Here is a 15,174-nt window from a genome sequence, read left to right on the forward strand (position 1 = left end):
GCGTTCGCTCCCTCTTTTCGATTGCGGGCGCTTGTCGCAGAATGTGCGCCAATTCCTTCCATATCCGCGCCCGAGGAGATCGGCCGAGCCATGGCGAAAGTTTTCGAAGGGGTGCGGGTCGTCGACTTCACCCAGGTGATTTCCGGCCCGTATGCCAGCTACCAGCTTGCGCTTCAGGGCGCCGACGTGATCAAGCTGGAACATCACCAGGGCGGCGACCAGGGCCGGGCGATGATGGCCGGCGGGCCGGATTTCCTGGACGCGGGCCAATCCTCGCTGTTCATGGCCTTCAACAGCAACAAGCGCTCGCTGGGCCTCGACCTGAAACACCCCGGCGCCAGGGACGTCGTGCGCCGGCTGGTGGAAAGCGCCGACGTCGTGGTCGAGAATTTCAAGGCCGGCACGCTGGCGCGCATGGGCTTCGGCTATGACACGATCAGCGAGTGGAAGCCGAACATTGTCTATTGCTCGATCTCCGGCTTCGGCGCGACCGGGCCGCTGGCGGGCAAGGCCGCCTACGATCCCGTCATCCAGGCGCATTCCGGCATGATGACGCTGACCGGCTTTCCGGAGAACGGCCCGACCAAGGTCGGCTTCTGGGTGACGGACGTGGCCGCCGGCATCCATGCCGCCTACGCCATCTCGTCGGCCTTGTTCGCGCGCGAGCGCACCGGCCAGGGCCGGCGTATCGACCTGTCCATGCTGGACGCCGCCATCGGCTTCATCTCGCCCATGGTGCTGCACTATCTGAATTGCGGGATCGAGCCGCAACTGGCCGGCAACGGTTCGGCCGCATCCTCGAACGCGCCGACGGTGTATCCGACCGCGACCAACATGATCCAGATCGCCACGGCCACCCAGGCCCAGTACGAGAAAATGTGCGACGTGCTGGAGCGCCCGGACCTCAAGACCGATCCGCGCTTTGCCGAGCGCCTGACCCGCATGGACAACGGCCCCGCCCTGTTCGAGGAACTCTCCCGCACCTTTGCCACCCGCCCGGCCAAGGAATGGGAGAAAAAGCTGGAGGCGGTGGGCGTCCCCGCCGGCGTCGTCAACACCGTGCCGGAAATGCTGCGGGACGAGCAGGTGATCCACCGCCATGTCGTCCAGACGGTGGACCCGCCGGTCGGCCTCGCCAAGTCCATGGCCATGATCAATGCCGCCTTCCACCTGAACGAGGGCTCGCCCAGCGTCGTCTCGCCGCCGCCGCATGTCGGCCAGCACACCGACCAGGTGCTGGGCGAGGTGGGCTTCTCGTCGGCCGACATCGCAAAACTTCGTGAAGACAGGGTTGTGGGCTGACATCGGCGTCTGGCAGCCTAAGTCAGTAAGAGAAGGAATATCCGCGCCCAGGGAGGCCACAGCATGGCTGCCACCAAACTCACCGCCGCCGATATCGGCATGCCGCATCACACGCCGTCGCCGGCGCCGGGCGGGGTGTTCGCCCTGTCGAGCCATGCCCGCGCCAAGGAGGCGCTGGACTTCGGCCTCTCGGCCCGGACGCCGGGGTTCAACATCTTCGTCGTCGGCGGCGACCGCAGCGGCCGCATGACCGAGACGCTGACCTATCTGAACGCGGAGATGAACCGGCGCCCGCCCGCGCCGGACTGGGTCTATCTCAACAATTTCCGCCGGCCGCACCGGCCGCGCCCGTGCCGCCTGACCGCGGGCACCGGCCGCCGCTTTCGCGACGCCATGGCGGCGCTGATCCCGAACATCCGCGCCGCCCTGCAAAAGGCGTTCGAGGACGAAGCCCACCAGACCGCGCTACAGGCGCCGGCGCGCCGGTTGCAGGAGGAGGTGAACCGGCAGATTGCCGAGGTGAAGGCCGAGGCCGAATCCCGCGGCCTGACCATCGTCCAGACCCAGACCGGCCCGACCATCACCCCGGTGCAGCCGAAGGAGGGCGAGCAACCCAAGCAACTGACGCCGCAGGAAATGGAGCAGGTGCAGGCGGACGCCCGCGCCATTGCCGAGCGCCTGACCCAGGTCTCGCGCTGGGCGGGCATGCAGCAAAAGCAGGTGGCCGAACACGCCCGCCAGGTGTCGCTCCAGATCGCGGACGGTGCGATTCACGGCCTGATCTCCGAACTTGCCGGCGAGTTTACCGGCCATGGCGCGCTGTTGCGCTGGCTGGAGGAGGTGCGGGTCGACATTCTCGACAACATCCAGCGCTTCGCCTCCCAGCAGCCCGAAGGCGCTCCGCCATTGGAGCCGCCGGAACTGCGCTATGCAGTCAACCTGTTCGTCGACCACAGCGACAACCAGCACCCGCTGGTCGTGCTGGAGGCGAACCCCACGTACGACAATCTGTTCGGCCGGTTCGAATACCGCCAGGCCGGCATGCGGCTGGAGACGGATTTCACCCTGCTGCGCGCCGGCGCCCTGCACCGGGCCAATGGCGGCATCCTCGTCCTGCGGGCCGAGGCGCTGGCGGCCCAGCCCTTCAGCTGGCTGTTCCTGAAGGGCGCCTTGCGCGACCAGGAAATCCAGCTGGAAGACCTGCGCCAGCAGGCGGCCCTGCCCATCGCCGGCGCGCCGCGGCCGAAGCCGATTCCGCTGGACGTGAAGGTGGTGCTGGTGGGCGCGCCGCAATGGTTCCAGACCTATTTCGGCGCGGACCCGGACTTCCAGACCCATTTCCGCATCAAGGCGGAAATCGACAGCGACATGCTGGCGGACGCCGACAACCTGGCCCGCTATGCCGGCCTGCTGGAGCAGATCGCCGAGCGCCGCGGCGCCACCGGCTGCGAGCCCGCCGCCATCACCCGCCTGCTGGCCCATGCCAGCCGTCTCGCCGACGACCGCACCCGCCTCAGCGCCAAGTTCGAGCTGCTGGAAGATGTCATCGCCGAGGCCCGGGTGGGCGCCCATCACGGGCCGGTGACGGCGGATTCGGTCGAGCGCGCCATCGCCCAGCGCCGCGTCCGCAACGCCCGCGCCGAGGATTTGATGCACGAGCGCATCGCCGACGGCACCATCCTGATCGAGACCACCGGCGCGGCGGCGGGGCAGGTCAACGGCCTGACCGTGCGCGATCTGGGCGACCACAGCTTCGGCTCGCCGGCCCGCGTCACCGCCCGCGCCTCGGCCGGGCGCGACGGCATCGTCAATATCGAGCGGGTCGTCGCCATGGGCGGGCCGATCCAGCAGAAGGGGGCGATGATCCTGCAAGGCTTCCTCGCCGGCCGCTTCGCCACCGCCATCCCGCTGTCCTTCACCTGCTCCATCACCTTCGAACAGAGCTATGGCGGCGTCGAGGGCGACAGCGCTAGCCTGGCGGAGGCGGTGGCGGTGATCTCGGACCTGTCCGGTCTGCCGGTGCGCCAGGACATCGCCATTACCGGCTCGATGAACCAGCACGGCCACGCCCAGGTGGTGGGCGGCGTCGCCCGCAAGGTGGAGGGCTTCTACCGCGCCTGCCTGGACGGGCCGGACGGGCTGACGGGCGGGCAGGGCGTGATCGTCCCCGCCGCCAACGCCCGCAACCTGGTGCTGAAGCAGGAGGTTGCCGACGCGGTCGCCGCCGGCCGCTTCCACCTCTGGGTGGTCAACCATGTCGACGAGGCGCTGGAGACGCTGTTGCAAACCCCGGTCGGCGCGGCCGATGCCGCGGGCGCTTATGCCGGTGACAGCGTGTTCGGCCGGGTCATGACCCGCCTGGAGGCCTTCAACGCCAGCATCGCCGAGACCTATCGCCCGGCGCGCTGAGAGGGCGAGAGGGCAAGGCGGGATGCGAGCCCGCCGGCTCAGCGCGTTTTCGGTCCTGGTTGAGCCACTCTCCTGCCCCGCCTCCCGCGCACGCGGGGACAGGGAAGCTGGGCTGGTGAGCCGGCTGGAAAAGACTCCGCTCCAGCGGCGCGAAGCGGCACCGGCAATCCCGGTACCCCGACGGTGCGGAGCGCCAATGTTCCCCGGACGGTGCGGAGCGCCGCTCCGGGGCCGCTCGCTGTCGCGAACACCGGCGAGGGCGGTGTTCGCAGGATGATACCGATCCCGGCGCACCGCTCCGCGGCGGCCGGGAAACACCGGGTCTCGATGGAAACCCAGCGATCATCGTGGGCCGCCAGGTCAGGCGCGCGCGGCTTCCTCGATGCCGCTGATGGTGGCGTTGGGCGAGATATGGTCGAGGCTGGTGCGGCAGTGGATCACCACCGGGCCGTCATGGGCCATGGCCTCGGCCACCTTGGCCTCCACCTCGGCTTCGGTCTCGATGGTGATGCCCTTGGCGCCGAAGCTCTCGCCCCACTTCGCGAAATCCGGGTTCTTCAGTTCGATGGCATAGCCGCGGCCGGGGAAGCTGCGGGCCTGGTGCATGCGGATCGTGCCATAGGCGCTGTTGTCGGAGATGAAGATCTTCACCGGCACGCCGTACTGCACCGCCGTCGCCAGTTCGTTGCCGGTCATGAGCACGCCGCCGTCGCCGACAAAGGCCACCACCTGCCGCCCCGGCGCGGCGATGCCCGCGCCGACCGCCGCCGGCACGCCGGGTCCCATGGCGCCGACCACCGCGCCGACGAACATATTGCCCGGCCCCATGTTCAGGAACTGCGCCATCCAACTGGAGAAATTGCCGGCGTCGCAGGTGACGACCGCATCCGGGCTCATATGCCGGTCGATGGCGGCGACCACATTGCCGAACACCAGCCCGTCGTTGGACGAGCGCGTCTTGTAGGTCATCACCTCGCGGTGCTGGGCGTTCAGCCGCTCGACCCAGCCCTTGCGCCCGGCCGGAAGCTCGCCGGGGCCGGCCGCCAGCATGGCCTGGACGAAGGCGTGCGGGTCGGCGGCGATGCCGAGCGTCGGGGCGTAGGCGCGGCCGACCTCGGTCGCGTCCGGCCAGACATGGACGAACGTCTGGTCCGGCACCGGCGCCTTGGGGAACTGGAAGTTCTGGGTCCAGGAGGGCAGCATGCGCTCGCCGATCACCAGGATCAGGTCGCTTTCCTTCATGATCGCCAGCGAGCCCGCATTGGCCCGGTTCGGCAGCCGGCCGCCGGCATTCGGGTGGCGGCTGTCGAAGGCGTGGAAGCGGCGCTGCGGCACCGCCACCGGCAGTTGGAACGTCTCGGCGAGGCGTTGCAGGTCGGCGAGGCCGTCGCCGTGCAGACGGTTGCCGGCCACCACCAGCGGTCGCTCCGCCCGGCGCAGCAGGTCGAGCACCACCGCCGTGTCGTCGGCCGTCATGCCGGGGCGCACCACGCGGCGCGGCTGGGCCGCCTCGGCCTTGGCCTCGCCATAGAGCAGGTCTTCCGGCAGGATCAGCGCCACCGGCCCCGGCGTGCCGCTCTGGGCGATGTGGAAGGCGCGGGCGGTGTCCTCGGCGATGTTTTCCGGGTGGATCACCTCGATCACCGCCTTGGTGGTGTCGGAGAAGGTCTTGGAATAGTTCATCTCCTGCAAGGCCATGCGGTTCAGCTCGTCCCGCTCCGCCTGGCCGATCAGGAACACCACCGGGTCGGCGTCGTGATAGGCGACATGCAGGGCGATGGCGGCGTTCATCGCGCCCGGCCCGCGGCTCACCAGGCAGACGCCGGGCGCGCCGCGCACCCGCGCGTGCGAGACCGCCATCAGGCCCGCGCCGCTCTCGTGCCGGCAGACGACGAGCTGGATCTGCGGCCGGTCGCGCAGCGCGTTGGTCAGCGGCAGGAAGCTCTCGCCCGGCACGCAATAGATCGTGTCGACGCCATGGTTGGCGAGCGTATCGGCGAGGATGGAGGCGACGGGTTGGGTCATGGCGTTTCTCTCTGGGGAACGGAGTGTCGTCGGGCAGCTTAGGCCGGTTGCAGCGCGCCGGGGAAGTGGGGTGCGACCCGCTCGACGAACAGGTCGACCGAGCGCCGCGCGGCGTCCGCCGGCAGGTTGCCGTAGGCGAAGCGGCAGAGCATGTAGTTGGCGCCGGCGGCTGCGATCTGGCCCGCCAGCGTCTCCGCCACCGCCTCCGGCGTGCCGGCGATGGCGAGGCCGCGGGCCTTGGCCTCGGCATAGTCCCTGGGGAAGCGCACCGGGTCGGCGCCGTTGTCGCGCCAGAGCTTGGCGAGGCTCGCCCGCCACTGGTCGAAGGCCGGCGCCGCCAGCCGCTCCGCCTCGGCCCGGTCGTCGGCGATCATCAGGTGGCGGGAGAAGCCCAGCTTCGCGTCGGTCGGGCCGCCGGCGGCGCGGTAGGCCTCGAAGATCGGTTTCAGGTCCGCCGGGCCGCCATTGCCGACGATGTTCATGCCGCGCGCCGCCGTCCAGGCGCCGTGATCGGGCCGGCCGACGCCGTACCAGAGCGGCGGGTGCGGCCGCTGCACCGGCGGGATTTCCATCGGCACGTTGCGATAGGTCCAGAACTTGCCCTCATAGGTCAGGCGCTCGCTGGAGAGGCCGGCCTTCAGGATGTCCAGCGCCTCCTCGAAGCGGGGCGGGGTGTCCAGGTGAGTGAGGCCGTAGAACGCGGTCTCGAACGCGACGATGCCGCGGCCGACGCCCATTTCCAGCCGGCCGCCGCTCATCTGGTCGAGCATGCCGATCTCCTGGATCAGGCGCAGCGGCTGGTAGAGCGGCAGGGTGTAGACCAGCGGCCCGAAGCGCAGCCGCTTCGTGCGCGCCGCCACCGCCGCCAGGAACACGCTGGGGCTGGGGGCGAGACCCAGCGGCGAGCCGTGGTGCTCCGCCAGATGGAAGGCATAGAAGCCGGCCGCGTCATAGGCCTCGACCAGGCTGAGGCGCTCGGCATAGTCGGCGGGGATGGGGCGGCCGCTCTTGTCCAGATGGTCGAACGTGCCGAAGCGCAGGGCAGGGGACATCGGGGCGGTTTCCTCGGGCGCGGGGAGGGGCGCCGCGCGTTCGAATGGGCGCGGGCCTTATGGTTGCCGCCCATCCTACCGGCGTCACGCGGGCAGGGCCAGCGCTTGCGGGGGGAGGGAGACCCTCACCCGCCATTTCATCCCACCCTCCGGGTTCATCCCATGCGCCGGTTTCATCCCACCCTCCGGTTTCATCCCGAGTAGGCCCGCAGGCCCGTATCGAGGGACGCGCTCGCCCCCTCGATACGCCGGCGGCGCCGGCCACTCGGGATGAAGCGGAGTTTGCCTCAGCCCTTGTCGGGGGTGTCGAGCAGGCCGTGGGCGCGGTGCCAGTCCTCCAGCGACCGGTCCGGATAGTCCGCGTGCCGGGCCTCGCCGGGCCGGGAGTCGTCGCGGACCCAGCCAGGCTTGGCCGAGAGCATCATGTGCACCTGCTCCGGTGGCTCCGGCAGGGGCGTGTCCACGGCGCTCGCGAACGGGTGGACGAGGTCCGGCCAGCGCGGGTCCCAGACCCAGAGCGCCGAGCCGCACTTGGCGCAGAAGCGGCGCTCGCCGGGGCTTTGCTCGCCGTCGATGACGGCGTGGAAGATGGTGATGTGCTCTTCGCCCTCGACTTTGAGGCTGGCAGCGAGCGCCCCCAGATTGATCGCAAACCCGCCCCCGCCCGCGGTCTTGCGACAGATCGAGCAGTGACAGCGCAGATACGGCACGGGCGCATACGCCTCGCACGAGAAGCGGACGGAGCCGCAATAGCAGGAGCCGGTGAGGTGCATGGTTCGATCCTTCCTCGGGCCGGGTCAGGAGCGCGCCGGCCAGGCCTGGTGCTCGTCGTCGATGACGAACACATGCCGGTGGCGCGGCCCGCCCGCCCCGTGCTGCCGCAGGTGGGGGTGGTCCGGGGCCAGGTCCGGATGGTCGTGCGGCACCACCTCCGGGTCGTCCGCCGGCCAGAGCGTTCGCGCCGCCAGCACGCCGGCCAGAGCGCCCGCGCCCAGCAGCAGCATGGCCGCCGGCAGGCCGATCCGGTCGCCGACCTGCCCCGCGACGGGATAGCTGACCAGCCAGCAGGCATGGCTGAGGGCGAACTGCGCGGCGAACACCGCCGGCCGGTCCTCCGCATGGGCGGACCGTCGCAACAGGCGGCCGGAGGGCGTGAGGATGGCGGAATAGAGCGCGCCGCTGGCCGCCCAGGCCGCCAGAAACGCCGGCCAGCCGGGCAGGCCTCCGGCGAGCCAGACGCCGCCATAGGCGAGGGTCAGCAGCGCCAGCAGGCCCGCACCGGCGAGCATCACCGTGCGGTCGGCCACCCGTTGCAGCAGCCGCGGCAAGGCCAGTGCCGCCGCCATCGAGCCGCCGCCGAAGGCCGCCAGGGCCAGTGCCACGTCGCTTTCGGAGGCGCCATAGCCGGCCTTGACCACGACCACCGTGTTGACGATCACGAACGCGCCCGCCGCCGCGGCGCTGAAATTCAGGGCCAGCAGGCCGCGCAGGCGCGGGGTGGCGAGGTAGATGCCCGTTCCGCGCGTCAGCCGCTCGCGGAAGCTGCGGGCTTTCCCGCTCTCGCGGCGCGGCGGCACCGCCGTCCGCCACACCAACGCGGCCGAGGCGAGGAAGCCCAGCATCGTGCCGGCAAACAGCCAGTGGAAGCTCAGGACCAGCAGCAGCGCGCCCGCCAGCGCCGGGCTGATCAGGTTTTCCAGGTCATAGGCCAGGCGCGAGAGCGACAGCGCCTTGGTGTAGGCGTCCTCGTCGTCGAGAATGTCCGGGATCGTCGCCTGGAACGCCGGCGTGAAGGTGGCCGACGCCGCCTGGAGGACGAAAATCAGAGCGTAGATTTCCCAGACCGCGTCGATGAACGGCAGGAACACCGCAACCGAGGCGCGCAGCAGGTCCGCACCGATCAGCAGCGCCTTGCGCGGGATGCGCTCGGCGATGGCGTTGGCGAGCGGGGCGAGCGCAACATAGGCGATCATCTTGATTGCCAGCGCCGTACCCAGCACCGCCCCCGCCCGTTCGCCCGCCAGATCGTAGGCCAGCAGGCCGAGGGCGACCGTCAGCAAGCCGGTGCCGAGTAGCGCGATGACCTGCGCCGCGAACAGGCGCCGGTAGACCGGGTGAGAGAGAACGCTCAGCATGGCAACGCTCCGCAGGCACGGGGACCGGCCCCAGTCCTAGCCGATGCGCGGGGGGAGCGGAAGGGCCAGGCGCCCGCGCGAGGAGCCGGTTTCCTCGCCGATGGCGGCGGGGACGGTGGTGCTGTGCTGCTCGCCCGCGCCCTTGCGACAGATCGAGCAGTGACAGCGCAGATACGGCACGGGCACATAGGTCTCCCATGAGAAGCGGACGGAGCCGCAGTAGCAGGAGCCGGTGGTGTGCATGGGTTCACTTTGCATCCGGTGGGAAATTTGAGATTATAAGCCGAAAAAGCCCTTTTAAGAAAAGAATGAAATTGATCAATTTTGTTGAGGATGTTATTCAAGGAATTTGAGGAGAAATATAACATTGGGAAGGGATTGGGGATGACAGAAAATATGAACAGGATTGTCAAAAATAGCACAAAGTGGTTAATGCTTATTTCTGCGTGTTCGACGTTATTTTTATTAATTATAGCGGCATTTTTGTTTTACAATGTGGATTCTAAGCAGGTTGCAGATTATGGATCGTTTGTCGGTGGTTTCTCGACGGCAATTGCCTTGGTTTGGATTGTTTCTGGCTTCTGGAATCAGAGATCTGAATTAGAATCCCTATATGAGCAATTGAATTTACATGCAATATCCCTCGACAATAATAAGTCTATCCAAATACAAAGTATAACGATTGGAGTATTACCGTCATATTTCGAGATATTAGATCAAATAGCGCACTCTCTCACTATGGGCCTGTATCCAGAACTGCTAAACACAGAGTTGGTGGCAATTCCTGATTCAACAGGTGCAAACACAAAGTGGATAAACTGGCTTCTAAGTCGATCAGATGTCCCGCAGAGAATAGTTGAATCATCGAATGGCGGCTTTCCAGTGTCTACAGTCCTAGTAGATTCCTATATCAAAAATCACCAAAAAATTGTAGATTTACTTTCCCCTCCAAATGGCGATGCGGAAATATGGAGAATTATCAAGCCAGTAATTGATGGCCACCCTGGCACCAATCTTCGTAAGATTCTTGAGTAATTATTGATATTATTCAATTATTAGAACTTCCAACGGTATCTATTTGGGCAATAATGCGTCGAAATCTTTCATTGTCTCGAATATTTGGCCCTGCGTACATCAAGGGGTCAAGAGAGCTCGGATCGACAGCTAGTGCTAATATATTGAACGCGTCCGTTGCATCTTGGAGGGCTCCATCGACCAATGCCCGAGTTGCTTGCTTATCGCCCATCAGGCTCCGTTCTGCTACGGAAACTTCTTCCTTATTGTATCCAAGGCTCGTTACTTCATTTGGGTGCAGTGATGAAAGGAATGGAATCCAGAAATCTTTCATAATCATACGCATTAGTTCTGGGTAGATGAATTGGTCATTATCTCTAATTAATGCCTGTATTTTTCTGTAGATAATTTTCATGATATCATTTTTTAGCTCGAGTGTTCTTGCTGTGTTCCTTTTTATATTTATTTCATCATCGAGTGATGAGGTAATAGCTACGGTCCAATATAGAAATGTCAGAAAATGTCGAGAATATTGATCTGCTTCCTGAGCAAAAAAGTTCCTTTTCATTTGCGATCCAACGGCGATGAACTTTCCCTTTTCTTCTCGAAAATCGCGATTCATGAATAATATGTGACGAAGATCAATAGCATCCATCCACGATTCAAAAATGTGATGTTCCATTGTTTGTTCTGAATTATTTTTCCTGGAGAGGCGGTGCTTTAAATTATCCTGTTGGATATTATTTAACAGACTATCGGCTGGTATAGAATTAAAGAGGGTATCCGAATCTATTATGGAATCTGGCAATTTGAATATATTATTTCTAATCATTTCGACAATTAACGATATATTTTCTTTTAAGGTTGGAAATTGGATGGTTTCCATGTAATTTCGTAAAGCCTGTTCGACATCGCTTTTCCCAATATTTTTATTAGGTAAGTATAAGCTAGTTGCAAAGGCTTGTTTTATTTCGGTTGAAGAGCGAGCCGATCGTATTTTATTCAAAAAATCAATTCGATAGGATAGGTGGTTAAAGAGCTTTCCGATAGTTCCCGGAGGTAGATAGTTATTGTATCCTAAATAAGGCGTGCATTCCGGTAGATGTCTCACCACAGTCAGTGCGGTAAGGTCATAATGATCATTTTTATTGAGTGGGGACAGAATTTTGCGAGGTGATATGGCCGGGTAAATGCCACTAAAAGACCATGCTGCAAAGATTTTCCCATGTTCTTGTGAAAATTCATTATCGGAAACAGCATGACGTATAGATTTAGCGTGCATTTCCAATACTGGGCGCAGTTCCTCAGCGTTGAAACTATCTTTCATATGTGTTGTGGGTTGTGGCATTTTCTTTCAGTACCCCTCGTTAACAAGAAGAGCCGGCATTGGATATCAAGAAATTATTTCCCCATACCCCCCAGCCCCACTCAGCCGGAAACTTACCACATCCCCGCGCTTCAGCGTGCGGATTTCCTTGCTGCCCAGCCTCTCACCGTTGCCGTCCGGGTTCAAGACGGTTTCGCCGACGGCGCCCGGCTCGCCGCCGAACAAGCCATAGGGCCGCGACTCATGCCGGTCGCCCAACAACGTCAGCACGCCCTCTTCCGCCAGCAGTTCCACGTCCTTGCGCAGGCCGCTGCCGCCCTTGTACCGGCCCGCGCCGCCGGTGCCGTCCATCAGTTCGACGCGGTGGATCAGCACCGGGTTGACGGTCTCGTGCACCTCCACCGGGATGTTGGAGCAGTTCATCACCGGCGAGAGGCCCTCCGGCCCATCGCTGTCGGCGCGGCCGCCATAGCCGCCCAGGATCAGGTCGTAGAACACGAACGGCTTGCCGGTCTTCGGGTGCACGCCGCCGATATTCGGGTTCGACCAGTGGCTGAAGGCGCCCATGGCGCGCTCCGGCAGGGCCTGGGCGAGGGCGCCATTGATGGTCTCGAAAATCCGCACCTGCAGCGCCGCCCGGCCGCCCGACGGCGCCGGGAAGCGCGGGTTGAAGAACGAGCCCTCGCGCGCCACCAGGCGGATCGGCGTCATCGCGCCCGAGTTCTGCGGGCTGAGCGGATCGCAGAACACCTTGATCGCGAACAGGGTATAGGCGCGGGTGTAGTTGATATAGCTGTTGATCGCCGCCGGCACCGCATCGGACGAGCGCGAGAAGTCCACCACCACCTCGCGGCCCGCGTCCGTGTCGGCGAAGGTGATGTCGACGGAAAAGCGGATCGGCTCGGTGCCGGGGCCGTAGTCGTCCATCTGGTCGTCGAAGCTGTAGGTGCCGGCCGGCACCTCGGCCAGCGCGGCGCGCATGCGCGCCTCGGAGCGGTCCAGGATCTGGTCGAAGGCGGCCTCCACCGTCGCCCGCCCCTGGGCCGCGAACAGGTCGCGGAAGCGCTTGGCGGCGGTCAGGTTGGCGGTGTGCTGGGCCATCAGATCGCCCCGCACCTTGTCCGGCACCCGCGTGTTGCCGAGGATCAGGCGCAGAATGTCCGCGTCCACCTCGCCCGCGCGGCAGAAGCGGATCGGCAGGATGCGCAGACCCTCCTGAAAGCTCTCGGTGACGCCGTGCACCTTCTGCGAGCCGGGGGCCGCACCGCCGACATCCATCTGGTGGGCGGAGGCCGCGACATAGCCGAGCAACTCCCGGCCCGCCGCGTCGAACACGGGCATGACCTGGAAAATGTCCGGGAAATGGCCGGAGCCCATCCAACTGTCGTTCAGCATGATCGCGTCGCCGGGCCTGAGGCTTTCCGGCGGAAAGGCGTCGGTCACATGGCGGATGACGAACGGCATGGAGCCCAGATGGCCCGGCGAGAAATTGCCCTGGGCGATCATCCGGCCCTGGCAGTCGAACACCGCGGTCGAGAAGTCGTCGCCCTCGCGCACGGCCTCGCTGAACGCGGTGTTGCGCATGGTGGTGCCCAGCTCCTCGGCAATCGAGACGATGGAGTTCCAGATCACGGTGAAGGTGATGGGGTCGATGGCGGGGCTCATGCTTTCGCTCCCTGGTGTTCCCCGACCGCTCGCAGAGCGAGCCGGGGCCGGTGTCGGAGTTTCGCTCGGAAGGGTGTCCCGGCTCAAGGCCGGGACACACCGGCGGCGGCGGCGTTGATGGCGATGATCAGGTGGCCGCCGGGGCCGAGACAGGCGGTGTCGCCCGGCAGCAGCAGGGTGGTGGCCTCGGCGTCCTCGACAATGGCGGGGCCGCCGACGATCGTGTCCGGCCCGATGGCCTCGCGCCGCCAGACCTGGGTGGGCGTGAAGCCGCCGGCTTCCGGGAACCAGGCGTCGCGCGTGGCGGGCGGCTCGCCGCTGGCGGGCAGGGCGGCGGTGCTGGCTTCCACCCCTCCGCGCGGAATAATGGCGGCGAGGCCCCAGTCCACCGCCTCGACCGCCGCGGCCGGGTCGCCGGTCAGGTAGCGCGCCTTGTAGGCCGCGCGGAAGGCCGCTTCGGCCCTGGCGGCGAAGGCCGCGTCGATCGCGCCCGCCGGCAGGTCCACCGGAATTTCGAAGCCCTGGCCGGCATGGCGCATATAGGCGAAGCGGCGGAAGCGCGGCGGGGCGGCTTCGTGCAGGCGCTCCAGGTCGGCGGCGAGCCGGGCCTCCAGATCCGCATAGACGCGGGCGATGGCGGGCGCGGTCTCCGCCGTCACCGCCAGGATGCGCGACAGCGAGACGTCGAGCCTGGCGTCCGCCGCCAGCATGCCCACGGCCGAGCCGACGCCGGCAGCGCGCGGCACCACCACCCGCTCGACGCCGATGGCCCGCGCGATGCGGGCGGCGTGCAGCGGCCCGGCGCCGCCGAAGGCAACCATGGCATAGCGGCGCGGGTCACGGCCGCGCTCGACCGAGACGACGCGGAGCGCGTGCTCCATATTGCCGGTCGCGATCAGATGCACGCCCCAGGCCGCCTCCGCCACCCCCAGGCCGAGCGGCTCGGCGACGTGCGCCCGCACCGCCGCCTCCGCCCCGCTGCGGTCCAGCCCCATGCTGCCGCCGTTGAAATAGGCGGGGTTGAGATAGCCCAGCACCAGGTTGGCGTCCGTCACCGTCGGGCGTGTGCCGCCGGTGCCATAACAGGCGGGGCCGGGGTCGGCGCCCGCACTCTCCGGGCCGACGCGGATGGCGCCGTCCTGCACCCGGGCGATGGAGCCGCCGCCGGCGCCGATCTCGATCAGCTCCACCGCCGGCACGTTGATCGGCAGGCCGGAGCCCTTCTTGTAGCGCACCGGGTCGATCTCGAAGGTGGGCGCGATCACCGGCTCGCCGTCGTCGATGGCGCCGAGCTTGGCCGTCGTGCCGCCCATGTCGAAGCTCAGCACATGGGCCTGGCCGATCTCAGCCCCGACCTGGCCCGCCAGCAGCACGCCCGCCGCCGGGCCGCTTTCGACGATGCGGATCGGATAGGCCTCGGCCAGGGCGGGGGAGACCAGGCCGCCGTTCGACTGCATGATCGAGAATTCGGCGGCGATGCCCTGGCCAGCGAAGGTCTCGCCCAGCCGGTGGACATAGCGGCCGACCAGCGGCTGGACGAAGGCGTTGGCGACGGTGGTGTTGGTGCGCTCGTACTCGCGCAGTTTCGGCGAGACGTCGACGGAGAGGCTGACGGCGACGCCCGGCAGGCGCCGGGCCAGGGCCTGACCGACGGCGCGCTCATGCGCCGGGTTGGCATAGGCGTGCAGGAAGGCGACGGCGACGGCCTCGAAACCGCCCGCGGCGACGCGGTCCAGGGTTGCGGCGAGGTCGGCCTCGTCGAGCGGTTTCAGCACCTGGCCTTCATAGTCGACCCGCTCGCTCACCTCGAAAATCTGCTCGCGCGGGATCAGCGGCGCGGGCTTGGTCAGGTGCAGGTCATAGGTCTCGTAGCGCTTCTGGCGGCCGAGAATCAGCACGTCGCGGAAGCCGCGCGTGGTGATGAGCGCGGTCTTCGCACCCTGGCGCTGGATGATGGCGTTGGTGGCGACGGTGGTGGCGTGCAGCAGATGGGCGACCGCGCCGGGTGCGATGCCGGCCTTGTCCAGCAGCACCGGCAGGCCGTCCGCCACCGCCCGCGACGGGTCGGCCGGGGTGGAGGGGGCCTTGTGGGTGACGGTGCGGCCGCCGGCCGGATCGACCAGGACGAAATCGGTGAAGGTGCCGCCGATGTCGAAGGCTACGTGAACCATGGCGGGGAGGGGCCTTGCTTGCGGACGAATGCTCGCCGCAAAGCCTATCCGAGGCGGCGGGACCCCGGCCAGTC

11 protein-coding genes are annotated in these 15,174 nt (G+C 65.9%); 3 read left to right on the forward strand and 8 right to left on the reverse strand.

Annotation, left to right across the window (positions count from 1 at the left end; all coding sequences use genetic code 11):
• The first annotated feature begins 90 nt into the window (after positions 1-90).
• Together H6844_08160 and H6844_08165 are read left to right on the forward strand one after the other, a co-directional pair.
• A complete protein-coding gene (locus H6844_08160) occupies positions 91-1,302 on the forward strand; it encodes a CoA transferase (protein ID MCB9929374.1) in 1,212 nt (403 codons plus the stop codon).
• 63 nt (positions 1,303-1,365) lie between these two features.
• Positions 1,366-3,711 (forward strand): AAA family ATPase, encoded by a 2,346-nt coding sequence (locus H6844_08165; protein MCB9929375.1) that lies wholly within the window; start codon positions 1,366-1,368, stop codon positions 3,709-3,711.
• Between the two features lie 360 nt (positions 3,712-4,071).
• Here H6844_08165 and H6844_08170 read toward each other — a convergent pair whose 3' ends face one another.
• The 5 genes from H6844_08170 to H6844_08190 form a co-directional block, all read right to left on the reverse strand.
• A complete protein-coding gene (locus tag H6844_08170; GenBank protein MCB9929376.1) occupies positions 4,072-5,736 on the reverse strand; it encodes an acetolactate synthase in 1,665 nt (554 codons plus the stop codon).
• Between the two features lie 38 nt (positions 5,737-5,774).
• Positions 5,775-6,788 carry an LLM class flavin-dependent oxidoreductase gene (locus H6844_08175; GenBank protein MCB9929377.1) on the reverse strand — a complete coding sequence of 338 codons (1,014 nt, stop codon included), beginning with the start codon at positions 6,786-6,788 and terminating at the stop codon, positions 5,775-5,777.
• A 287-nt stretch (positions 6,789-7,075) separates the two neighbouring features.
• Positions 7,076-7,561 (reverse strand): GFA family protein, encoded by a 486-nt coding sequence (locus H6844_08180; GenBank protein MCB9929378.1) that lies wholly within the window; start codon positions 7,559-7,561, stop codon positions 7,076-7,078.
• Between the two features lie 24 nt (positions 7,562-7,585).
• Positions 7,586-8,923 (reverse strand): MFS transporter, encoded by a 1,338-nt coding sequence (locus H6844_08185; protein ID MCB9929379.1) that lies wholly within the window; start codon positions 8,921-8,923, stop codon positions 7,586-7,588.
• Positions 8,924-8,959: 36 nt separating this feature from the next.
• Positions 8,960-9,181 carry a hypothetical protein gene (locus H6844_08190; protein ID MCB9929380.1) on the reverse strand — a complete coding sequence of 74 codons (222 nt, stop codon included), beginning with the start codon at positions 9,179-9,181 and terminating at the stop codon, positions 8,960-8,962.
• Between the two features lie 138 nt (positions 9,182-9,319).
• Between H6844_08190 and H6844_08195 the strand changes: the two genes are divergently transcribed.
• A complete protein-coding gene (locus tag H6844_08195) occupies positions 9,320-9,958 on the forward strand; it encodes a hypothetical protein (protein MCB9929381.1) in 639 nt (212 codons plus the stop codon).
• A 13-nt stretch (positions 9,959-9,971) separates the two neighbouring features.
• Here H6844_08195 and H6844_08200 read toward each other — a convergent pair whose 3' ends face one another.
• The 3 genes from H6844_08200 to H6844_08210 form a co-directional block, all read right to left on the reverse strand.
• A complete protein-coding gene (locus H6844_08200; GenBank protein MCB9929382.1) occupies positions 9,972-11,264 on the reverse strand; it encodes a hypothetical protein in 1,293 nt (430 codons plus the stop codon).
• A 66-nt stretch (positions 11,265-11,330) separates the two neighbouring features.
• Entirely contained in the window at positions 11,331-12,929 is a 1,599-nt protein-coding gene (locus H6844_08205; GenBank protein ID MCB9929383.1) for a hydantoinase B/oxoprolinase family protein, read from the reverse strand.
• A gap of 83 nt (positions 12,930-13,012) precedes the next feature.
• Positions 13,013-15,100: a hydantoinase/oxoprolinase family protein gene (locus tag H6844_08210; GenBank protein MCB9929384.1), complete on the reverse strand. Its 2,088-nt coding sequence runs from the start codon at positions 15,098-15,100 to the stop codon at positions 13,013-13,015.
• Between the last annotated feature and the right edge of the window lie 74 nt (positions 15,101-15,174).

The sequence above is a fragment of the Alphaproteobacteria bacterium genome (genome assembly GCA_020638555.1).
Taxonomy (GTDB): domain Bacteria; phylum Pseudomonadota; class Alphaproteobacteria; order Bin95; family Bin95; genus JACKII01.